Source organism: Spirosoma sp. SC4-14 (assembly GCF_037201965.1).
Classification (GTDB): Bacteria; Bacteroidota; Bacteroidia; order Cytophagales; family Spirosomataceae; genus Spirosoma.
Genome location: NZ_CP147518.1, coordinates 7,451,299 through 7,473,287, shown reverse-complemented (window position 1 = coordinate 7,473,287; position 21,989 = coordinate 7,451,299). Strand labels below are relative to the sequence as shown.

The 21,989-nt window shown below is 48.5% G+C and carries 16 protein-coding genes; 9 read left to right on the top strand and 7 right to left on the bottom strand.

What is annotated here, in order from left to right; genetic code table 11:
* Positions 1-37: 37 nt before the first annotated feature.
* The gene (locus WBJ53_RS30830) at positions 38-4,087 is read right to left on the bottom strand and encodes a S8 family serine peptidase (RefSeq protein WP_338873551.1); all 4,050 of its coding nucleotides are present in this window, start codon (positions 4,085-4,087) and stop codon (positions 38-40) included.
* A 228-nt stretch (positions 4,088-4,315) separates the two neighbouring features.
* Here WBJ53_RS30830 and WBJ53_RS30825 point away from each other — a divergent pair, with 228 nt between their 5' ends.
* The 3 genes from WBJ53_RS30825 to WBJ53_RS30815 all read left to right on the top strand — a co-directional run bounded on the left by WBJ53_RS30825 (position 4,316) and on the right by WBJ53_RS30815 (position 7,812).
* Complete coding sequence (locus WBJ53_RS30825) at positions 4,316-4,900, top strand: hypothetical protein (protein WP_338873549.1); 585 nt, start codon at positions 4,316-4,318, stop codon at positions 4,898-4,900.
* A 174-nt stretch (positions 4,901-5,074) separates the two neighbouring features.
* Positions 5,075-6,511 (top strand): DUF1800 domain-containing protein, encoded by a 1,437-nt coding sequence (locus tag WBJ53_RS30820; protein ID WP_338873548.1) that lies wholly within the window; start codon positions 5,075-5,077, stop codon positions 6,509-6,511.
* A 98-nt stretch (positions 6,512-6,609) separates the two neighbouring features.
* The gene (locus tag WBJ53_RS30815; RefSeq protein WP_338873546.1) at positions 6,610-7,812 is read left to right on the top strand and encodes a DUF1501 domain-containing protein; all 1,203 of its coding nucleotides are present in this window, start codon (positions 6,610-6,612) and stop codon (positions 7,810-7,812) included.
* 63 nt (positions 7,813-7,875) lie between these two features.
* Here WBJ53_RS30815 and WBJ53_RS30810 read toward each other — a convergent pair whose 3' ends face one another.
* A complete protein-coding gene (locus WBJ53_RS30810) occupies positions 7,876-8,841 on the bottom strand; it encodes an Rpn family recombination-promoting nuclease/putative transposase (protein WP_338873544.1) in 966 nt (321 codons plus the stop codon).
* Between the two features lie 97 nt (positions 8,842-8,938).
* Between WBJ53_RS30810 and purE the strand changes: the two genes are divergently transcribed.
* A complete protein-coding gene (gene purE, locus WBJ53_RS30805) occupies positions 8,939-9,421 on the top strand; it encodes a 5-(carboxyamino)imidazole ribonucleotide mutase (RefSeq protein ID WP_338873542.1) in 483 nt (160 codons plus the stop codon).
* A gap of 24 nt (positions 9,422-9,445) precedes the next feature.
* The gene (locus WBJ53_RS30800) at positions 9,446-10,273 is read left to right on the top strand and encodes a LysM peptidoglycan-binding domain-containing protein (protein ID WP_338873540.1); all 828 of its coding nucleotides are present in this window, start codon (positions 9,446-9,448) and stop codon (positions 10,271-10,273) included.
* Positions 10,274-10,323: 50 nt separating this feature from the next.
* Here the strand turns inward: WBJ53_RS30800 and WBJ53_RS30795 are convergent, their stop codons facing one another.
* Entirely contained in the window at positions 10,324-11,172 is an 849-nt protein-coding gene (locus WBJ53_RS30795) for a DUF481 domain-containing protein (RefSeq protein WP_338873538.1), read from the bottom strand.
* A 170-nt stretch (positions 11,173-11,342) separates the two neighbouring features.
* Here WBJ53_RS30795 and WBJ53_RS30790 point away from each other — a divergent pair, with 170 nt between their 5' ends.
* From WBJ53_RS30790 to WBJ53_RS30775, 4 genes are all read left to right on the top strand, one after another.
* The gene (locus tag WBJ53_RS30790) at positions 11,343-12,320 is read left to right on the top strand and encodes a Gfo/Idh/MocA family oxidoreductase (RefSeq protein ID WP_338873535.1); all 978 of its coding nucleotides are present in this window, start codon (positions 11,343-11,345) and stop codon (positions 12,318-12,320) included.
* Positions 12,321-12,386: 66 nt separating this feature from the next.
* On the top strand, positions 12,387-13,559 hold the full coding sequence (locus WBJ53_RS30785; protein WP_338873533.1) for an AIR synthase-related protein: 1,173 nt from the start codon (positions 12,387-12,389) through the stop codon (positions 13,557-13,559).
* Between the two features lie 69 nt (positions 13,560-13,628).
* Entirely contained in the window at positions 13,629-14,741 is a 1,113-nt protein-coding gene (locus tag WBJ53_RS30780) for a T9SS type A sorting domain-containing protein (RefSeq protein WP_338873531.1), read from the top strand.
* Between the two features lie 97 nt (positions 14,742-14,838).
* Positions 14,839-15,840, top strand: coding sequence for a T9SS type A sorting domain-containing protein (locus tag WBJ53_RS30775; RefSeq protein ID WP_338873529.1), 1,002 nt, complete (start codon positions 14,839-14,841; stop codon positions 15,838-15,840).
* Between the two features lie 112 nt (positions 15,841-15,952).
* Here WBJ53_RS30775 and WBJ53_RS30770 read toward each other — a convergent pair whose 3' ends face one another.
* The 4 genes from WBJ53_RS30770 to WBJ53_RS30755 are packed head-to-tail and all read right to left on the bottom strand — an operon-like array spanning position 15,953 to position 21,936.
* Entirely contained in the window at positions 15,953-19,027 is a 3,075-nt protein-coding gene (locus tag WBJ53_RS30770) for an efflux RND transporter permease subunit (RefSeq protein WP_338873527.1), read from the bottom strand.
* 24 nt (positions 19,028-19,051) lie between these two features.
* Positions 19,052-20,107 (bottom strand): efflux RND transporter periplasmic adaptor subunit, encoded by a 1,056-nt coding sequence (locus tag WBJ53_RS30765; protein WP_338873525.1) that lies wholly within the window; start codon positions 20,105-20,107, stop codon positions 19,052-19,054.
* 2 nt (positions 20,108-20,109) lie between these two features.
* Positions 20,110-20,538: a DUF3995 domain-containing protein gene (locus WBJ53_RS30760; RefSeq protein ID WP_338873523.1), complete on the bottom strand. Its 429-nt coding sequence runs from the start codon at positions 20,536-20,538 to the stop codon at positions 20,110-20,112.
* 18 nt (positions 20,539-20,556) lie between these two features.
* Positions 20,557-21,936: a TolC family protein gene (locus tag WBJ53_RS30755; protein ID WP_338873521.1), complete on the bottom strand. Its 1,380-nt coding sequence runs from the start codon at positions 21,934-21,936 to the stop codon at positions 20,557-20,559.
* Positions 21,937-21,989 lie beyond the last annotated feature (53 nt).

Below are 21,989 nucleotides of genomic sequence, written 5' to 3'. Positions count from 1 at the left end.
TTATTTTGCCGGTAAATCTGTGTCAGAGCCGTTTCGGTTATTGCTTACTGATTCGTCGAACCCATACATTTTGGGTCTCGTCATCTTTAATAACCACAAAAAACGTACCGCCCGGCAAGGTACTTACATCCAGTACCGTCGAATAATTTTTTCCATCCTGATGGAGTGCCGTAGTTAGGAGTGTGGCGCCTTTTAGATCGGTCAGGTGAACAGTAGGCGTTTGTTTGAACGAGTTCGCTGCCGACAGCGAAACCGTAACCTGGCTGGTGGTCGGGTTAGGGTAAACGCTGAGTATATTGTCGGCTAGGGTGGGCTCGGCCGCCAGAATGGTCAGATATACCTCGCTGGATATTAACTCCCCACACCCATTTACATTGCCTCGAACAGAATAACGGCCGGTTTGCGGAACGGCATAGGTTGTGCTGTTGGCTCCGCTAATAGCAACGCCGTTGAGTAACCACTGAATTCCCGAAACAGCATTAGTCGTTAGTGTAAAGCCATTTACACTAATGGTGGGAGTAGTGGCTGTTGTTACCGAAACGGATACGGCCGACGAAACAACCGGCGTACAGACCCCCGTTACCTGAACCGAATATTGGCCAGCCGATGCTACCTGAAATGCACGGTTGGTCGCCGAGGCAATGGCGGTTCCGTTTCGATACCACTGATAGGTTAAGCCATTGCCGGTGTTGGCCTGTAGGGTAATGGTTGAACCCGAACAGATACTTGTCGATGTATTGGGCGTGATCGATGCGGTAGTGGCAACGCCGGTTGTTGGCGTAACCGCAACCCGGCTCTCAGACGGACAATCGGCCGATTTGATTTGCAGATCGTAGAAATAATACCAGGCATTGGTGAGCGTATCGATAGTAGTCGACGAGCTTTGATAGAGCGATCCCTTCGTTGAGACAACGGTTTGCCCATTGGCTGTAGTTAGTCGGTATGGGAAACCCGACACGCCTACATTGCTGCGGAAAATAGCCGCGCTGTCGGCATAGTCGATATTGATCTGGTAGGTGCCTGCCTGCGGGATTTTTAGATTCAGCGCATAGACCGCACCCGGATCGTTCGGGTCGTCGGCCAGCATACCATTAGTTGCTGTTGCGCTTAGCGGTAAAGTACGGGTGGCCACTACCGGAATAGACACCGACGATACAGTTGAGCCACTTAGCGTGGTTACGGTAAACGTTAATGTACCCGAATGCCCTATGTAGAGTCGTGCGCTCGATAGCGTGATCGGAACCGTAGTGGTGATCAGTGGCGACGGCCCAAAATTATAGGCATAGCTACCTCCGCCAAAGTCGCTCTTTGCCACTGGCCCTAGCCGACCGCCGAATTCGTTCAGACCGGCGTAGAATGCTCCTCCTGCCGGAAGACCAGTATAAGAAACGCCGTTTCCGGCCGCCAGCAGGTTGCCACCCGTTGGGGCATCGTACCAGAATGCGGTTGCGTTGCCTTTGTTGGTCAAATAAAAAGCGGTATCGATGCCACAGGTTGTTGCCGCAAAAATACCACCCGTTGCGGCTGGGGCCACGGTTCGAGTCGTTACGAACTGATTATTGGCCGAATTCTGATCGCTGGCCAGGCCGGTTGTTGCGACAAACGTATAGGTTTGGCCGGGTGTTAGGGTTAGATTACCTGGAGATAGAGCCACCTGACCCGCGCCATAGGCTGGCAGTGTACCCAGCGTGCCCGATAGCGTGCCGATCGTATTTTTGGTAGCATCTATAATGGCGACCGTAACAGGTACATTCGTTTGGGCCTGTGATCCATAGTTTTGTACTTCTACCGATATAGTCAGGTCCGATGTCGCACATAAATTGTCAATGGGGGATAGTAAACTGGCGGCTCCTACATCATTGGAAGTCTGAATCACCCGAAGCAAATAGTCCTGTGTTTCGCCATTGCCATAGGTACCACATGGATTCACACTGGCGGGGTCGCTGGTTTCGGTTGCTACAATACGGAGCCGAATGAGTTGCCCCAGGCTTACGCTCTGAGGAATGGTGATGTTTGTCGTAAAAACACCCGGCCCGTTCAGTACACCCGACGTTGCCATGTTATCGCCCGCATCCGTAAAATCGCCATTAGCATTCCAGTCGGCAAACGCTTTAACAACTACATTTTTAGCGGTTCCACAACTGCCGGTTGTTACCGATAGCGGAAGCGTCTGATTGGCCTGAACCGTTCCAACGGTTTGTTTGGTGAAATCAGAATAGGTCGTGCAGCCACTGGCGTTCGTTTGATTGATGGTGCTGAAGCTTACCGCATTGATTTTTGTATCGGCCGACGAACTGGCCGACGATGCACAGTAAGCCTGTCCGCCAACACCGCTCACGATTAGTGCATAGTCCTGTTTGTTGCCACTGAGCGTTGCCTTATTGGAAATAACAATCGTGTAGGTTTTGCCAGGAACAGCATTTTCGATGTAGACCTGTTCGATATTGTCACGAATGTTATCGCCGGTAGTAGCGGCCTTGCTGGGATTGTTAGGGTCGAGAATCCAGGGAGAGTTGGTTGTTGTATCGTTGATAACACGGAGATCGAGGTCATTCACCAGCTTGGGCGCACGGTCGTTGACGGTTGAGGTTGGCGTACCGGCCGGATCAGTCCAGCAAATGGTAGCAACCAATGGTCCATGCCCTGACGCCACAACCTGGATCGTATCGCGTTGCCCTTGTGCTAATGTCCGCTCGCTGAGCAGGTTTGTTTTATCGGTATTGCCAATAACGCGGGCCGCTTTTTCGGTATTGAGTAATCCCCAGCCAAACTGGTAATCGGGACCGGGCGATGGACCTGCTTCATAAGCCGTATGCAATACTAGCCCCCGTAAGGTAGATGAGCGCATATATTGCCCCGGATTAAGCTGGGCATAGTATTCCTGAAGTAGCAGTAATGACCCCGACACATTGGGAGTAGCCATTGAGGTGCCACTGAGCGATACATAAGCACTATCGTTACTGGAATTGCCCGACAGAATATTGACACCGATACCAACAATATCGGGTTTGATACGCCCATCGTCGGCGGGCCCCCAGCTACTAAAATCGGCTAATACCACATCGCCAGGGCGGTTATAGCCATAGGTCGGATAGTTGGCAGCACCGACGGAGAGAATGTTTTTGGCAACGCCATTGGTCGAAATCTGGTCATAACCTGTCTGTAGGTCACGCGGAACTTTACTGACCTTATTATTATGATTGACCATCACATACGACTCTCCGGCTGTATAACCGCTGGCCGCATGATCATTACCAGCCGACTTGACGATCAGATAATAGGGTGCCGAGTTGGCAATTTTATCCCACGACTGGGCCTGGGAGTCATACTGGCCAAATTTATAATCATAAACCCGGCTAACCGTTGTATCGCCATACCATTCCCATTGAGTTGATCCCGATCGGGCCGAGTTGTATTGATAACCAGCCTGATAGCCATATGAATGGTTCGAGATAAGCAGGCTGGAGGCCGCAACTGTCATTTCAGATACATCGCTGTTGTAGTCCCAGGCTTGCAGGTTCGCACCGTAAGCCATTCCTCTTGCCTGCGAATTTACTCCTGCACCAATCATCGTTGTGGCTACGTGGGTAGGATGTTCTTCATCGTCGGTGGTTGTGCTGGCTTTATCATTCTGGGTAATTCGGCCTTTTAGTTCAACGTGTGTTGACCGTACGGCTGCCCCATCCCAGATACCCAGTTTGTTCTGTACCGAGGCACTAGTTCCCGACAGGTTTAAGCCGAGGCTACCTCCCGAATAGAGCGACGATGTGCGGGTAATGTTTGCTACCTGCGCATTGCCAACGTGAGTAGTGTGGTAAAGCAGATTGCCATGATCGTCGACGCCTGCTAGTGTTACAATCTTGCCATTTCTATGAATTTGGGTAATTGGCCGTCCCAGACTTTTTGCCAGCGAAAGCGCGCGGCTATAGTTAGCATCCTGGGTTTTCTGAATCGTCTGCCGAAGCTTATCCAACTGCTGCCGTTGCGTAGCAGAATAGGGTAACTGTTGAGCAGATAAACGGCCAGTGACAACCAGGCATAAACCTACCAGGAGTCGGCCAGTATAAGACCATAAACGGTATAGCATAAAAAAACAGAAATAGGTATGGATTCGCCCCATTGACGAACTGCATTATCTAGTACGAGAAAACTATGCTTCCTGTTGCGTGGTCCTCATGCGCTGACTCAGATTAACTTTTTTTTAATAGATTGTTCTCAGGATCTTTCCGAAAGGGCCGTTGGTGAATTGGGAGAATAAGTTTTTCTACATTGCTAAACTCATGGGAGTAATTTCTTGATAAAATGTATGACTGTTATGAAAGTAGCGTATTCATTGTCTACACTTCTAATATTGATTGCAGTGGCAAGCTATGCCCAGGAAGGTAATCCTCCACCTTGTACAGAAGTCAAGGAGGTGAAAATTGCTACAGACCCCATAAAGAGAAAAGCTCTTTTTAGTTTTATACAATCTTGCATTCGAGAACATTGGTTTAGTCTGGAATATGATAAAGGAATTGTGCATCTATATGAATATCATAATAGCCAGAACGAGTTATGTTGGCGTCTGTATCCCAGAATAGATGATTTATATAAAGATAATCCGCCGAATCGGTTTGCGGATTTTGATGGTGATATCATTTTGATTTATGATGCCGATTCAACAGGTCGAGTGCAGAAAACAGTAGGTGATAAGGCTTCTTTGAATCAATGCTTAGAAAAAATTATTGGAGATAGAGTGTTTAGGCGTCCGATTACAAAGAAGCGATGGACGAGCGCCGTCATACCTCATATTAATGAAAAACAGAGAGAGGGCAACAGGAGATATGGGACCGGTGGAGTGGGAGAAGTAATTATTCGTTTTAACAAAGATGGATCGTATAAGATTTCGCCTTTAGGCTAATCTAGCCACTTGTTAGCTCTATTGAAAGTTCAACTCATTGGTCCGTTCGGTTGATTGTAGTGCGAAACACTGGTCGGACTATCAGTGTATTTGTAATAGGAAAATTTAATCTCCTCGCTCTTAAACGTTTATCTATTTCGTTTGTCTGAATACTACAGTTAGTTGCTAAGATGTATGGACAAACAAACCCGACTGCAACAGGTACGCTACCTCTATAGCCGCGCTGGTTTTGGCGGTACACCCGCCGAACTGGACGATGCCGCCCGAAAATCAGTCCGAAAGGTAGTTCGGCAACTGATCAACGACAGTGCGAACATAACGGAACTGCGCGTGGTAGAACCCGGCGAAAACGTTACGAAAAAGGAGTTGAAGGGCATGGCTCGCGATGGACAACTGGACCGGGCCATGCTGAAAGAACGCATCCGCGAAAATGCCGGGAAAGTTCGGGATCTGAATCTGCAATGGCTCGACCAGATGGCGTCGGGAAGGGGTGCCTTGCGCGAAAAGATGGCACTATTCTGGCACGGGCATTTCGCCTGCCGGACGATGGGGCAAAACCCGCTCTTTATGCAGCACTATGCCAACACCATTCGCCGGAATGCGCTGGGTCGGTTTGGCGATCTACTGATGGCCGTTTCGAAAGAACCTGCCATGTTACAGTTTCTAAATAATCAGCAGAATCGAAAAAATGCACCCAACGAGAATTTTGCCCGCGAAGTGATGGAGCTGTTTACCCTCGGCCGGGGTAACTATTCGGAGCACGACATCAAAGAAGCGGCACGGGCGTTTACGGGCTGGCAGTTTACGCCCGATGGCCAGTTTGTGTTTCGGGAGCGCGTACATGACGAAGGCGAAAAGACCGTTTTCGGCAAAACCGGCGCCTTCAAAGGTGAAGATGTGATTACTATGTTGCTCGAAAACCGGCAAACAGCTCGCTTCATAACAAGCAAGATTTACCGATTCTTTGTGAACGAAACGGAGGACAAAAGTCGGGTTGATCAACTAGCCGATGCGTTTTACACGAGCGGCTACGACATCGCCGGACTAATGGAGACTATTTTCACCGCCGACTGGTTCTATGACGCCAAAAATGTGGGAACACACATCAAATCGCCGGTTGAATTATTGGCCGGGATGCGCCATACATTGGGCTTAACGTTCGATCAGCCGCAACCGCAGATTTTTGTACAGCGAACCCTCGGTCAAATGCTGTTTTATCCGCCCAACGTTGCTGGCTGGCCCGGTGGTAAAAACTGGATCGATTCGTCGAGTCTGCTGTTTCGGATGCAGTTGCCAAACTATGTGCTAAAAGCGGCTGAAGTAACAGTTCGTGCTAAGGATGAGGGCGACGTGAACGTTCAGGCACTGGCCCGAAAAGGCGGTCAGCAGTTTCATGTAAAAGTAAACTGGGAGGGTTTTGAAAACGCGTTTGCCCACACACCGGATGTACAATTGACAGAAGCCATAGCCTCCGCCCTGCTGCCCTTTCCGCTCTCTTCTGATCAGCAGACACTTATCAACAAACAAACTAACCTAGCCCAGTCGCGTTCGGAGCGTATTCATGCGCTAACCGCAGCTCTTATGAGCTTACCCGAATATCAACTCACTTAATGGTGAAAGAGTGAAAGAGCGAAAGAGCGAAAAGGATTCCAAATTTCGCTCTTTCAACCTCCGTTGCGGCACTCTTTCACTCTTTCGCTCTTTATACCATGAACCGCAGAGATTTCATCAAGCAATCGGCCCTGACTACGGCTGGAACCATGCTGATTCCGCATTTCCTGAAAGCCTACGAAGCGCAGGCACTGACTGGGCTAGACGCATCGAACGGTAAAATTCTGGTTATTGTGCAGCTTTCGGGTGGTAACGATGGCCTGAATACGGTGGTGCCGTTCCGCAACGACATCTACTACCGCGAACGACCCACTATTGCGATCCGGCCCGAGAAGATTTTGTCGCTCAACGACGAAATTGGCCTGCATCCAGCCCTGCAACCCTTAAAAGCGTTGTACGACGATGGATTGGTAACCGTAATCAACAACGTAGGCTACCCAAATCCCGACCGGTCGCATTTCCGTTCGATGGATATCTGGCAAACGGCCAGCGACTCGGATAAATACGTGCGCACGGGCTGGATAGGTCGTTATCTGGATGCGGCCTGCGCCGGAAAAGAACAGCAGCCTTTCCGAACCATCGAAGTAGACGATACACTGAGTCTGGCGCTAAAAGGCGACCAGTTGAATGGACTGGCCGTACTCGACCCGAAAAAACTCTATAATCAGACCCGTAATGGTTTAGTGACGAAGCTGAGTCAGGAGCGCCACGACGAACATGAGCCAGTAGCTTATTTGTATAAAACCCTGGCCGAAACCGTTTCGTCGGCTGAGTATGTTTACGACAAGGCTAAAATTCAGACATCGACAACGACCTATCCCAATCATGAGTTGGGAAATCGGCTGCGCACGGTGGCACAGATGATTCAGTCGGGTGTTGGCACGAGCGTTTATTACGTATCGATCAGCGGATTCGATACGCACATCAATCAGCCGGGGCAGCAGGAACGGTTGTTAGGGCAATATGCCGAAGCGGTCAGCGCCTTTATGGCCGATCTGAAAGCGGTTAATCGCCAGCATGATGTGTTACTGATGACGTTTTCTGAATTTGGTCGGCGCGTAAAACAGAACGCCAGCAATGGTACCGACCACGGTACGGCGAACAATATTTTTCTGGTGGGGGGTGGACTGCCATCGCGTCGGGTACTAAACGAGGCCCCCAATCTGACAAAACTGACCGACGGCGATTTGACGTATTCCGTCGATTTTCGGCAGATTTACGCAACGCTGCTCCGCGATTACCTCCGGGCCGACGACGTAGCTATTCTGGGCCGTAAGTTCGACTCGTTAAAAATTGTTTGATCAGCGGATGGGGGCAGAATCTGTTGAGAGATTAGCGGAAGATTGAAGCCGGGAGAAACCAGGTTAGGCAAGTCCGGCTTCAATCTTCTTAATCAAGTCATTGACGTCAGGCAAAGGAATGTCGAGAGCTGTTGCAATCGTTTTCGCATCCATTTTGAGTTTTAGCATACTCTTGATAGACCTTAACGTTGCCAGTTGCATTCCTTGCTCAATACCTTTTTCTATCCCTTCATTAATCAGGCGTTCGGCAGTGCTCATAGCTATATCGCCGGTTCGGCGGGAAATTTTACGAAAAATAGTCACTACCTGCTCTTTTGTCAAGTTCGTACTCCAGTAAACATACAGAAACGAGGTTTCGATAAATGTACGGCCAACAGGCTCCTGAGCCAGTCGATCAAATGCGTCAGCGAAGTCGTCGAAGAGTTTTAAAAGACGTTGCTGCTTACGACTATGCTGTAGTAGCAACGCTGTAAGGCGAGCATAATCTGTTTTTAATTTTTCGAGAAGTTCTTCTGTATGTGAACCCAGATTGAGCAGTATATAGTCGAAGGAAGGTATGAACGGCAAGAGGTCGGCGTTGAGAGCGTCGAAATAGTCGGGTACAGTTTTTTTTACCCAGTTTCGTTCGCCGTGATACACAATAATTGGTAGAACAGGCGATAAGGATTGTTTGGCTTTTAACTGGCTGGTCCAATAGTTGAGCAGGTACTGATTCAACTGAAAATGCGGATGCTCTTCGATATAGCTCTTATGCTCAAGTAGTAAGACTAATCGAATGGACCGGTTTGCGTATTGAACCGAAAACAGTAAATCGACAAAGTGTTCGCCTAACTGAGCATCTATATAGGAATCAACTTCGCGGACCAGGGTCGAAAAATCGATCTGCTGCAAAATAGAATCGGGCAGACAAGCCTGGGCAAAGTCGGCTAGAATATCGGGACGGGAGAATGTCTCCTTAAAAAATTTGTCGTGCGGCTTTTCGAGGGGCATATCAGTACGGCAGGGTGTGTTAAATGTACCATTTTCCATAAAACGGTAATGATCGCAAATAAAATTTAACCCTAATCTTGAGCAATTGTGACACATACTGCGTTATTTCGCAGAGAGTCAATTTGTATCCATATAAATGGTAGGAATTATAATGGGAAGCCTCTCCGACCGCAAGGTCATGCAGGAGGCTGCCGATATATTAACCACGCTGGGCGTATCGTGGGAAATGGACATTGTTTCGGCCCACCGTACTCCCGAAAAAATGGTTGAGTATGCCAAAACAGCCCGCGACCGGGGACTCCGGGTCATTGTTGCCGGAGCGGGTGGTGCTGCTCATTTGCCCGGTATGGTTGCATCGCTGACAACGCTTCCTGTGATTGGTGTTCCGGTCAAATCAAGCAATTCTATCGATGGCTGGGATTCCGTGCTGTCGATTCTTCAGATGCCTGCCGGAGTACCGGTCGCAACAATGGCGCTCGATGGTGCACGTAATGCAGGTATTCTGGCGGCCCAGATTATTGGTAGTGCCGACGAGCAGGTTGCGCAGAAATTGGCTCAGTTTAAAGAAGAATTGAAAGAGAAAGTAGCTGATATGAGCCGTCAGCTAACGTCGTCCTAATACCCTAATCCATAACGTTGATCAATGGAAGTCGATAAACAAACAACAAATCCACGGCCAAGCGGAAATTCCAGCCTGCCAGCTCTTACACTCGTTGTGTTAGTCGGTCTCATTGCAGCTCTGCTCTACGTTGGCTACGAATATATTTCGGACGATACGAATGGATCGGATGAGTTGACCAATGTGGCACTCGATACCACAACGCAACAGCCACTGGCCCAGAATACGGATAGCGATATGCTGATGGCACCTGAGGAGACCGACACATCCACTGAACCCGCACCGGTAGATTTGTCGCAGGCAACACCACCCGCCGATGCCCCGGAAGCAAATCCGGAGGCCGAGAAAGTAGCTGAAGAAAATCGCGAAACAACCGATGGGCTTCCTGGGCCTGGCGAAAAAGCAAAAACGCCAACCAGTAAACCCATTGCCGAAGCGCCCAAAAAAGAGGTAAAACCGGTTGACGAAAAGCCTAAACCGGAAAAACCAAAGGAAGAGGTAGCCGAAAAGCCCGATATGACCAAGCCTAAACTAAAACCGGGTGGTGTTACGAGCACCTATACGGTGGGCGCTGGCGAAACATTCTATAGTGTGGCAACCCGCTACAACATGAAGTTAAGTACGCTGAAGGCAATGAACCCTAATGTGTCGGAGAACGATGTGAAGGCGGGTGTTACAAAGCTGAATGTTAAGGCCATGGCTGTGCATACCGTTGGGCCGGGCGACATACTACGCGTTGTGGCTCAGAAATATGGCGTCAGCAAAGAAGCGCTGATGCGGGCTAACAAGAAAGACAAAGACATTGCCACCCGTGGCGAAAAACTGATTATTCCTTTTCCAGATAAACAGTAAATATTCGGTAATAAGCAGAAGGGCAGCGTTGGCTGCCCTTCTGCTTATTACTACTTCTTCTCATAAACCAGCCCTACCGTAAAGCGAAGGTCATTGTGCTGACGGCCGGGTACAATCAGACTTTCGTAGGCATTCGCCAGTGTAGACCGTAGGCTGGTTGCAGCCGTTAATTTCACCTGAACGCTCAAACTGGCATTCCAGCGAACATTGTACTGACCCAAAGCGGGTTGGTAGAACGCCGTATGGGTAATGGTGAATCGGTTGTTATCGAACGTATACTCGCCGTAGAGCCGGGCCGAATTTCGGAAAATATTGATGTCGTCCAGCTCCATAAAGTCGGTGTACTCCTGCATAACTACATCCGTAATGGAAATATAGGCTCGTTTACGATTGAGTAACTTGTAGCCCGCTCCGGCTGCCACCGTCCACCGATGATTAATTTGTCGGAGATTACTACGTTCATACGAGCCAAAAGCCAGATAGTATAGTCGTTCTTCCGACCGTAGCGTTGTTCGTAAATCGCCAAACCACTCACGTTCGGCCAGTAAACCATTTTGCTTGCCATATACAAACGACGGATTACTGGATAGTTTGAAGTAATTACTCAACTGATAGTCGATCGCGCTGGTTAGTTGAAGCAAGGCCCGATCAACGTTGCCGGATGTGATAGTACCGTCGGCAGTGAATCGATAGCGGAGTGTACCAACCATTGGTTTAGGCGGGGCAGCTTTACCCGTATCTGACCGAATAGCAGCCTTACTGGTGTCTGTTTTGCTGGCCTTTATTGAGTCGGGAGCTGAGGGACGTAGGGGATCGGGCTGCTCAACAATTTGGGCGAAAAGACCAGTGTAATTTGATAAAAAAAGAAGCAGGAAGGCAAAAATCTGTATATTTTTCACGGGTTGTTGAGATGGTAATTAACGCAACTTATGAAAAAACTATAGATTTGACCGACGGACAACACGCCTATTTATCCTTGAACATTCTGTTGAAGCTATGCTACAGTCGATTGAATTGCTGATTGATAGCAGCGCAAATTCTAACCTTTTTCACTCAATCTGCTAACCTTATGATCCGCTGGGGAATCCTGGGACCGGGCCGTATCGCCCACAAATTTGCGCACGATTTACTAACCCTACCCGACGCGCAATTATATGCCGTAGCATCGTCTAATCAACAGCGGGCCAGCGAGTTTGCCGGGCAGTATGGTGCCCTGCACGCGTTTGGCACTTACGAAGAGTTACTGACCTTGCCTGATCTGGACGTTGTGTATGTTGCTACTCCTCACACGCTTCACTACGAAAACGCTCTGATGCTGCTCAACGGTGGAGTAGCTGTCCTGGGCGAAAAACCATTTGCTATGAACGGCCAGCAGGTTCTGGAAATGGTGAAAACCGCGCGGCAGAATGAGGTGTTTTTGATGGAAGCCCTTTGGAGCCGCTTTATGCCCGGTATTGTAAAGGCGCTCGACTTGGCTCAGTCAGGAGCTATCGGCAAAGTCGTTTCGGTGAAAGCCGATTTCGGGTTCAAAGCACAGTTTTCGCCCGAGGGACGATTATTCAATAAAGCACTGGGTGGCGGGGCTTTGCTCGACATTGGTATTTATCCGTTGTTTTTATCGTACCTGATGCTGGGTAAACCCAGCTCGATTAAAGCTGCGGCCACATTCGGTAGCACAGGCACCGACGAACAATGTGGCATGGTGCTGACCTACAGCGATGGGCAACTGGCCCTGCTCGACTGTACGTTACAGGCCAAAACAGATTGTATCGGCATTATTCAGGGTGAGTTAGGGCAAATTCGGATTCATTCCCGTTTCCACGAAACAAAAGGAATTACGCTTCAGGTAGAAGGGCAGGAGCCCACGTTATTTGATTTTGAACGCAGTACCTTCGGATATGATTATGAAGCTAAGCATGTGATGCAATGCCTGACCGAAGGCCGCACCGAAAGTCCACTATGGTCGCTCGATGACAGTATCAATCTGATGACATTGCTCGATGCCGTTAGTGCCGAAGCAGGCATTACTTACGAGCCTTTGACCTAGGGAGGAGAAGAGTGGAGAATGGCGAAGGCGTTCTGCCTCTACTTCCTTTTTCCTTACCTTTGCCGCATGACAGACCGTTATGCACAGCGCGGAGTTTCCGCCAGTAAAGAAGATGTTCACAACGCCATTGCCCAGCTCGACAAAGGCTTGTTTCCGAAGGCATTTTGTAAAATTGTTCCTGATACACTAGCTGGCGACCCGGCCTATTGTACCATTATGCACGCCGATGGGGCTGGAACAAAATCGTCGCTGGCATATCTCTACTGGCGCGAAACGGGTGATCTGAGCGTTTGGAAAGGCATTGCCCAGGATGCTGTTGTGATGAATACCGACGATTTGATCTGCGTTGGTGCAACGGGGCCCATGCTGCTGTCGTCGACCATTGGTCGAAATAAAAATCTTATTCCCGGCGAGGTGATTGCTGAAATCATTAATGGCACCGAAGAAGTGCTGCAAATGCTTCGCGATCATGGCCTGGAAATCTACAGTACAGGGGGCGAAACCGCCGATGTAGGCGATCTGGTGCGCACTGTCATTGTCGATAGCACAGTTATTGCCCGGATGCGACGCGATCGGGTGATCAGCAACGACCGTATTCAGGCGGGTGATGTGATTGTCGGTCTGGCTTCGTTTGGGCAGGCGAGTTACGAAACCAGCTACAATGGCGGCATGGGTAGCAATGGCCTGACGTCGGCGCGACACGATGTACTGGCTCACTATCTGGCCGAAAAATACCCCGAAAGTTTCGACCCTGCTGTCGACCGCACGCTGGTTTATAGCGGCTCGAAACGCTTAACCGATACCATTGGAGTTAGTAATAACGAATCTATCACCGTTGGGCAACTTATTCTGTCGCCAACACGGACCTATGCGCCAGTGGCCAAAGTTCTGCTGGAAGAACTACAAGCACGTATTCATGGCATGGTGCATTGTTCGGGCGGTGCGCAAACGAAAGTGCTACACTTTATCGACAATCTGCATGTGGTGAAAGATAATCTGTTTCCAGTTCCTCCGCTCTTTCAGCTTATTCAGGAGGAAAGCGGTACGAGCTGGCAGGAGATGTACAAAGTCTTTAACATGGGCCACCGTCTGGAGGTCTATCTACCCCAGAAACTGGCGCAATCCGTCATCGACATTTCCCGGTCGTTTGGCGTAGAAGCTCAAATAATTGGTCATGTTGAGGCTGCTGAAAGTAAAAAAGTGACCATAAAATCTAAACAGGGTACTTTTTTGTATTAACTCAATTGTGAAATTAATATAAGTAGCTAGATTGCAGGTGTTTGTAACACCATGCCAATCTAGCCTTATATGAGGACTTTATACCTTCTATTAGTATTTGCTTTATTTGCGGTAAACGAAGTAGTTAATGCTCAAACTCTGCCCTTTACTGCTACTTGGAGTTTTGAAGGAGACGATACGGGTACATCTTCCAATTCATTAGTTTCTACGTCAAACGTAAGCTACGTTAGCGTAAATAAGTTTGGCCCTAATCCGTATACATCAGGGTATGTTGGCTTAAGTGTTAATGTACAAAACTGGTCGACTTCGCTTTGCAATCAGACAGAGTATGTTCAGTTTTCGGTGCAACCAGGTGGTACTCCAAACCCTGCAACACTTACTTTTTCTTTGTTGACATTTGCTTTTTCGCGGTCGCAAAATGGCCCCCAGCAAATCAGTGTTAGATCCAGTATAGATGGCTTTGCAAATGATATATATTCTCAGTCAGTCACAACTTCTTATCAAACCGCTTCGATTAGCCTGAGCGGTTCTGCGTTCAGTAATGTGAGTGGCCCCGTTACCTTTCGTATCTACGCCTGTAGTCCAATTTCGGGTGGGGCTACCTTACATTTAGATGAGATTCAACTAAACGGACAATCACTCCCTGTCAATCTGGTTTCTTTTACGGCAAAACCTCAAGGCGAGCACGTTCAAATCAATTGGGAAACAACCTGGGAGCAAAACGCCGATTTGTTCGAAATTCAGCGAAGTCAGAATCTGGGCGAGTTTACAACCGTAGGCAAGGTAATTGCTAAAGGCAATACCGACCAGCGTCAATACTATAGCTTCCGCGATGAGCACCCGCTGGATGGGGCTAACTACTACCGACTAAAACAGATTGACCGCGATGGGCAGATTGCTCATTCCAAAATAATGTCGGTGGTTATGGACGAGCTAACCCCGTCGCTGGAACTACTGGAAAACCCTACCGATGGGCAGGCTATTCAGCTTGCAGTCCGGAATTTGCAAGGGGCTGCCTATTATCTGACAACTTTGTTGGGAAATGAAATTCCCTTATCAGTAATTTCTCAAATGAATAATACTGTTTTGCTGATACCGATTCAGCCGCTGAATCCGGGAATCTATTTACTACGAGCGCAAAGTCAATATAAGCGATTGGCACAGAAAGTGGTTGTGCGATAAGCAGTAACAGGATTGTTACGGATGACTATAGCCATAAAGCTTCGTCTGAAATACATGGCAGAAAGTCATCAATACGCTTAATAATCGCTAAATTATCATGATCTGGGTTGTTCGACAATCAGTACACATTCTTTGTGGGCTACTCGTATTAGTTGCTTTCCAGGGGATGTTGAAGGCTCAAACCTGCACCACTGTGCAGGGAGGAAACTGGAGTTCGGCTTCAACCTGGAGTTGTACGGGGGGAGCAACTCCACCGCCGGATGCATCGTTTACAGGTACAATTATCATTAATAAAGCCATCAACTTTGATCAGACACTGACTATATCAGGTTCGACCTCGATAAGCGTTAGTTCAGGCGGTTCCATCGATTTTGGTAATAACAAAGTACTAACATTATCGAATCAGCAATCGGCTATTTATCTCGCTTCTGGTAGCTCCATTTCGGGCGGGAGCGCCAATTCGCAGATAGTAATTGGAGCATCGCCCAACTATACATTTGGCCCTTTTAATGGACACGGTTCCATTAGTGGGCCTAATATTTTAACTAGCTCCGGGCTTCCCGTGAATCTGGTTTCTTTTACGGCTAAGCCGCAGGGCGAGCACGTTCAAATCAATTGGGAAACAACCTGGGAGCAAAACGCTGATGTATTCGAAATCCAGCGAAGTCAGGATCTGGGCGAGTTTACAACCGTAGGAAAAGTAGCTGCCCAAGGCAATACTGATCAACACCAGTACTATGGGTTTCTGGATCAACACCCCCTTGACGGTGCTAATTATTACCGGCTAAAGCAGGTTGACGAGGATGGGCAGGTAGCTTTATCCAAAATTCAATCGGTAGTTATGGATAACTTAACCCCGTCGCTGGAATTGCTGGAAAACCCTATTGATGGGCAGGTAATTCGGGTGGCAGTTCGGAATTTGGTGGGTGCTACTTATCAGCTGATAACCTTAACCGGGAAAGAATTGACGACAATACGTAATCATCAATCCGATGCGACGCTGGTGATTGTGCCGGTTCAGCCGCTATCATCAGGGGTTTATTTACTCCGTGTCATGGCAGATGGTGAACAGCTTGTTCGAAAAGTACTGGTGCGGTAAATAAGCCGTTCAATTGGTTTGCGTGGCCTTCAACCTCCCGAAAGCACAATGTTTTCGGGAGGTTTTTTAGTTGATTCCAGAACGAAGCCATAACGACAACAGAAGGTTTGTACTACACAAGGGCTGGCTCTTCTTCGATCATAGTAGCTGGTTTTACGGCTACACTTGGTGGAAGCAGTTTATACAGTACGGGGGTAACCACACGCGATAGTAGCGTACTGGAAATAAGCCCGCCAATAAGCACCCAGGCCAGCGGTGAATACAGAGGATTTCCTTCCAGAGCGAGTGGCAAAAGCCCGCCAATGGCCGTTAGTGAGGTTAGTACAATTGGCACAAAGCGAACTTCGCCAGCATGTTCGATTGCTTCGACCAGCGGCATACCTTCCTGCCGGAGCTGATTGGTGAAATCGACCAGTAGAATCGAGTTTTTAACTTCAATACCGATCAACGCAATCAGACCGATTACGGCTACGAATGAAAATGGATTTCCGGTGAAGTAAAGGGCTAATACGGCGCCAATGATACCCAGTGGAATAACCGACAGAACAATCAACGTGCTTTTGAATGTACCAAACTCCAGCACCAGCACCGCAATGAACCCAAAGATAGTGATGAGGATAATAGTGCCTAACCCCCCGAAGGATTTGGCCCGACTTTCCAGCTCACCGGCCGCCTGATAGCTGAACCCGGTGGGGAGTTTCATTTTGTCGAGTTTTGAGAGCACATCGTTGAACACATTATCGACCAGATAGCCCGTTTTAACAAAGCCCGTAATGGTCACGTACCGGTCTTTGTCGTAGTGGCGAATCTGATTGGTGCTGCTCTCGAATTCCAGATCGGCAATCTGGCGCAGTGGCACGGCCGAGCCGGTTAGTGTATTCACATAGAGGCCGTCGAGAACGCGTTGGTCTGCTACTTTACCCTTTGGTAAGGTAACATTGATGGTGTAATCATCGCCATTGAGTTCTTTGAATGTCCCAACATTCAGACCCGCTACGGCAAGCCGGATGGTGCGGTTTACATCGGCAATCGAAATGCCCAGCAGACCCGCTTTTTCTTTGTTGATCCGTACGCGCAAATCGGTTTTCTGGTTCGCCAGAGGGTTATTTACGTAGATTAGACCCGGTGTTTTTTTGAAAGCAGTCTCGACCCGGGCAGCCATAACTTTCAGCGTGTCGAGGTTTTCGCCGAAGATCCGAATTGCTACCGGAGCCTCCTGGTCGGGGCCCTGCTCAAAATCTTTCACCTCAATTTTGGCGTTCGGGTGGAGTTTGAAGCGTTCCCGAAGCTTATCGATCAGTACCCGTTTTTCCGAGGGTTCCATATCAACCAACTGCACATAAAACTGAGCATAATTAGGCGATTCGTTACGCTGAATGATGTTGTAGTATATCCGTGGCTGACCACGACCAACGTTTGTTGTAACGTATTTTATGTCGGGCTCACGTTTTAGCTGACCTTCCACATAACGGGCTACCCGATCTGTTTCGGAGAGACTGGTGCCATCGGGTGTTTCAATATTGATCAGAAACTGCGGTTTTTCGGAAGCCGGAAACAGACCAAAACCAACAATTTTGAACATATACACAGCACCCATAAAAAGTACGCCGGCAAACAACAGCGTAACGACCGGATGGCGCAATCCCCAATGCAACAACCGACTATATGAACCGCTGATCAGCCGTTTGAGGGCACGCATAAAAAGATTGCCTTCCGGATTATGTTCTTCTTTCAGGATACGGCTCGACAAAAATGGTACAATCGTCAGCGATACGAAAAGCGAAGCCAGAATGGTAGTAACAACGGCCATTGGCAACGAACGAATGAAATCGCCGGAGGCTTCGGGCAGGAACAGGAGCGGCAAAAAAGCCAGAATCAGCGTAGTAGTACAGCCAATGACGGCCAGCGTAATTTGTTTGGTTGCTTTAATAGCTGCTTCCCGTTTCGAAAAGCCTTCGCGAAGGTATCGTTCAATGTTTTCGACCACCACAATGGAATCATCGACCAGAATTCCGAGGGCGACAATAAGGCCAACAATGCTCAACTGATTAATACTGAAACCCAGAAAATCGAGCCCCGACAAACCAATGGCTAATGATAAGGGAATGGAAATCATAACCACCACCGCAGCCCGAAAACCCAGCGGAAGCAGGGTGAGCGAAACCAGCAAAATAGCCAGGGCAAAATCACGAACGAAGTGATCGAGTCGTTTATTCACGCTAACCGTCTGGTCGAAATTTTTAACCAGCGTAATATGAGGAGGAAGCGTTTTAGCGAAACGATCAATAACGGGGTTCAACTGCTCGCCAACTTTAGCGATGTTTTCGCCGATTTTTTGCCCAGCCGTAACCAAAACAGCCCGATGACCATTCAGGCGCGTAATGTGCGTTTCGTCTTCGTAGTTGAAATCAACATCGGCTACATCGCGCAGGTAAATTATTTTCTGACCATTGGTTGAAACAATGGTGTTGCGAATTTCTTCCAGTGACTGATAATCGCCCGATGTCTTAACATTAAACTTGCGGGTTCCGGCCTGAATGTTTCCGCCCGGAATATTCAGGTTTTCTGCCTGCAAAGCACCAATTACCCGGTTTACCGCAATACCGTTCTGAGCCATCTTTTCGATGTTGAGCGCTATACGTACGACCGACGCCGGATAGCCCCAGTCTTCGGCATTTTTTAGGCTTTTTATCTTCTCAAACTCTTTTTTGAGATCGTCGGCATAATCGCCCAACTCTTTGGATGATGCCACTTCCGACAATAGAGCTACCTGCACAATGTTCACATCCGTCGGCGAAAACTTTTTGATGTCGATCCGGTAGATGTCGGCAGGTAATTCGGATTTGAGAGCGTTTACTTCACGGATAATCTCCTGATATTTTTCGTCGGGGTCAACATCGTAGTCGTATTCGAGCCGAAATACGGCCAGCCCATCGTCTACGTTGGTAATCACGTGGTTCATGTTTTCGAGGGCATTGAATCGGGCTTCGCCCGGATCGACAACCAGCTTTTCCATGTCGAGTGCATCGGTGCCAGGGTAAATAACAGCTACCGCAAAACTAGGAGCCGTAAATTCGGGGTCTTCGCCCCTGGGCATATTCAGCAGTGAGTTGATGCCGAGCGCAGCCACGCCTAAAAACAGCACCAGCATAAACTGCCAGTTTTTGACAGAAAATTCGGACAGCATACTGTATAATGATTTAGCTTGTTTTTAGTTCTTCACAACCACGCTTGATTCTTCGGTCAGGTAAGCCGATCCGGCTGTAATAACGGCGGTTTCAGTTGGCAAACTATTTGTTAACAGAACCTTGTCGCCATCCAGAAAGCCAATTTGTACGGGAAGTTTTCGGACGTGTTTTTTGTCATTTGCCAGCGTATAGACGAATCCTTCCTTACCATTTCCCTCAACAATCGACTCAACGGGAACCAGGGTGTAATTGCGGCTCTGGGCAGGAACAAGCGTTACTTTGGCAAATAAACCCGGCGCAAATTTTACCTTGCCGGGATTGATCCGAATCTCCACTTCATAGAGTTTGTTGACTGGATCGGCAGCCTGGGCCAGTTCGCAGACGAGGCCACTAAACGTTTGGTCGGGATAGGCATCGAGCCGTATGCTGGCGTGGTTACCCAGGCGTAGCCGTGCCCAGTCTTTATCCGATACACCAACCCGTACGACCCAGTCGCTCCGGCGATTGGAGGAAAGTAAATAAACCGATCCGCCGGGAGCGATAAACTCACCTGCATTGGCAATTTTGCGCGTTACGGTCCCATCGACTGTTGCCCGAATTTGGGCATAGCTGCGGTTAAACTGAGCGATGGTCAGATTTTGCTTTGCTACATTCATGCCCGTCGTTGCATTCTGTAATTGTTCGAGCGTGGCAGCCGTATCGGCATATAAGCTTTTGACCCGACCAAGATCGCGTTCGGCTTTTTCGGTGGCCAATTGTGCCTGACTAACCTGGGCGTTAATTTCGGTGAGGTCGAGTGTGGCCAATAGTTGCCCTTTATGTACGGTCTGGCCTTCTTCAACAAACATTTGATTGATAATACCGCCAATTTTAAAGGAAAGGCGGGCTTCTTCAGCCGACGAAACGATACCGGAAGCTATTACGGGCTCGGCTCTGACAACGGTGCTCACCGGCGTTAGCTTCACGGGAACAACTGCTTCATCGGTTTTGACTTCGGCCGGTTTATCCTCGGCTTTGGTACCGCACGACCATAAAATGACCGCGAGCAGAAAAGAAAGTAAAATGTGTAGTGTTTTCATGACTATTTCAGAAAGGCAATAAGCAGAAATGTATTGATGCTCAGAAGAAGACACAATGGAGAATAAAACCGACTATCGAGATAAGCAAAGCGACTCCCATACACTTGCTTGAAAAAGCCAACATACCTAAAGTCGCCGATAGCACGAAGCAGGAAAACGCCAGCTAGAAACCACAGTCCGTATTGATCTAGCCAAGGCAAATTGAATGAATTAAATATGGCTAACTCATTTATTTTATACAGATAGAACAATGCCATACAACCCAAAATGACGGCAACAATAAACGTAGCTACAGGGCCAGGTCGAAGCACTTTTGTGTTATTATGTTCAGGCAAGGCTGCCATTAGCCCCCATTTCCCACCAACTCCCCAATAGATATGAATTGCACTGATAAGAAACAGGATTAGGCTATTTATATAAGCTATTATCATATCGGTTATGCTTAAGTGTTACTGAACCGCTACTGCCCGATCCAGAGCCGCACGTTTGACAAGCACATCCATACGCGCTACCGAATGCTGCAACTGAGCCGTTAGCCGGTCGTTCTGGTAGCGGAGAAACTCAATCAGCAGTGCCTGCCCATTCCGATATTTGCTATCGACAACCCGAAACGACTGGTCGGCATTGGTCATCCCGCTTTGTGTGGCAACCAGGCTCTGATTAGCTGCATCCAGATCATAATACGCCTGCAAAACCTGCAACTGAATCTGGCGCTGTGCTTCGGCTATGCGGGTTTGCAGCGCATTGGTCTGAATTTTTGCCTGCTGAATTTTTGAGCGCTTTTCGTAGCCGCGAAACAGATCCCACTGCAAACCAACCTGTGCTACCACATACGCCTGATTCTGAAACGTATAGCCAAATCCCTGAAAACCAGTACTACCTCCGACATACAGATTCGGGATTTTGGCATTGGCTTCGTTAAGCCGAACCGCTGTTTGGGCGGCTTCTAATGACTGGCCAAGCTGAGTAAGTTCCTGGCGCCCGTGCAAAGCCGTCTGTTGTAAATCGGGCAGATTTTCTTTCGATTCGGGTAGAATTTTGGTAAGCGACGAATCAACGTCAATGGCTGTTGTAAGATCGCGATTCAGTAAAAAATTGAAGTAGGCCTGAGCGGTTTCCCGATTCTTTTGGGCTACGGCTAATTGCTGATCGACTTTGCTGACCTCGTAACGGGCCGACGTAACGACCTCTTTCGTGGCTACGTTGTTACTAACCAGCTTTTCGTTCAAACGAGCCAGTTCGTTTAATACCGTGCGTGCGCTTTCGAAAATGCGAATAGCCTCCAGCGTTTGCAGATACTGGTAATAAGCAGTAGCAATAGTATACCGCAGCTCGTTCTCAACAACGCGTTTCCGAGCCTCCTGTGCCGATAATAACTGCTTTTGAATGAGATAATTATACTGAATGTCGGTGTTGAAGATAGCATAGCTCACACTGAACTTAGTGTCGTGGAAGTTATTGGGAGCCAACAACTGATTGACATTCTGGATGTTGGTTGGGAAGTTATCGGAGCCAGTGAGCTGATTCAGCGTTTTGTAGGCTGGATTTAGCAAATCACCTACCGGAAACTCCAGCCGCCGACCGCCTGCTGCTACCGAGTAGGTTGGGTTGAAAGCAATGCGTGGATAGAAGAGCGACTTTGCCTGGTTCAACGACTCCGTTACGCGACCAATCTCAAGCGATTCCTGACGGAGTGCAAGATTGTTGGTCAACCCTTCGCGGATGTAGCTCTCGACAATCGGCGACTTGCCGTTTAGAGAAGGCTGAGCCAATGCTGTCAGAGGAAATAGCAGGCCCAAATAGCGGATGCGTCTGAGAATGAATTTCATGATCGTTTATTAGTTAATGAACAGTGTTTAGCATATGGGTAAAAAAATTTGCG

Excerpts from the sequence above, each read along its gene's own strand:
- WBJ53_RS30760 (WP_338873523.1), bottom strand. The coding sequence starts at position 20,538 with ATGATAATAGCTTATATAAATAGCCTAATCCTGTTTCTTATCAGTGCA.
- WBJ53_RS30825 (WP_338873549.1), top strand. The coding sequence starts at position 4,316 with ATGAAAGTAGCGTATTCATTGTCTACACTTCTAATATTGATTGCAGTG.
- WBJ53_RS30770 (WP_338873527.1), bottom strand. The coding sequence starts at position 19,027 with ATGCTGTCCGAATTTTCTGTCAAAAACTGGCAGTTTATGCTGGTGCTG.
- WBJ53_RS30830 (WP_338873551.1), bottom strand. The coding sequence starts at position 4,087 with ATGCTATACCGTTTATGGTCTTATACTGGCCGACTCCTGGTAGGTTTA.
- WBJ53_RS30780 (WP_338873531.1), top strand. The coding sequence starts at position 13,629 with ATGAGGACTTTATACCTTCTATTAGTATTTGCTTTATTTGCGGTAAAC.
- WBJ53_RS30775 (WP_338873529.1), top strand. The coding sequence starts at position 14,839 with ATGATCTGGGTTGTTCGACAATCAGTACACATTCTTTGTGGGCTACTC.
- WBJ53_RS30815 (WP_338873546.1), top strand. The coding sequence starts at position 6,610 with ATGAACCGCAGAGATTTCATCAAGCAATCGGCCCTGACTACGGCTGGA.
- WBJ53_RS30755 (WP_338873521.1), bottom strand. The coding sequence starts at position 21,936 with ATGAAATTCATTCTCAGACGCATCCGCTATTTGGGCCTGCTATTTCCT.
- WBJ53_RS30820 (WP_338873548.1), top strand. The coding sequence starts at position 5,075 with ATGGACAAACAAACCCGACTGCAACAGGTACGCTACCTCTATAGCCGC.
- WBJ53_RS30810 (WP_338873544.1), bottom strand. The coding sequence starts at position 8,841 with ATGGAAAATGGTACATTTAACACACCCTGCCGTACTGATATGCCCCTC.
- WBJ53_RS30785 (WP_338873533.1), top strand. The coding sequence starts at position 12,387 with ATGACAGACCGTTATGCACAGCGCGGAGTTTCCGCCAGTAAAGAAGAT.
- purE (WP_338873542.1), top strand. The coding sequence starts at position 8,939 with ATGGTAGGAATTATAATGGGAAGCCTCTCCGACCGCAAGGTCATGCAG.
- WBJ53_RS30765 (WP_338873525.1), bottom strand. The coding sequence starts at position 20,107 with ATGAAAACACTACACATTTTACTTTCTTTTCTGCTCGCGGTCATTTTA.
- WBJ53_RS30800 (WP_338873540.1), top strand. The coding sequence starts at position 9,446 with ATGGAAGTCGATAAACAAACAACAAATCCACGGCCAAGCGGAAATTCC.
- WBJ53_RS30790 (WP_338873535.1), top strand. The coding sequence starts at position 11,343 with ATGATCCGCTGGGGAATCCTGGGACCGGGCCGTATCGCCCACAAATTT.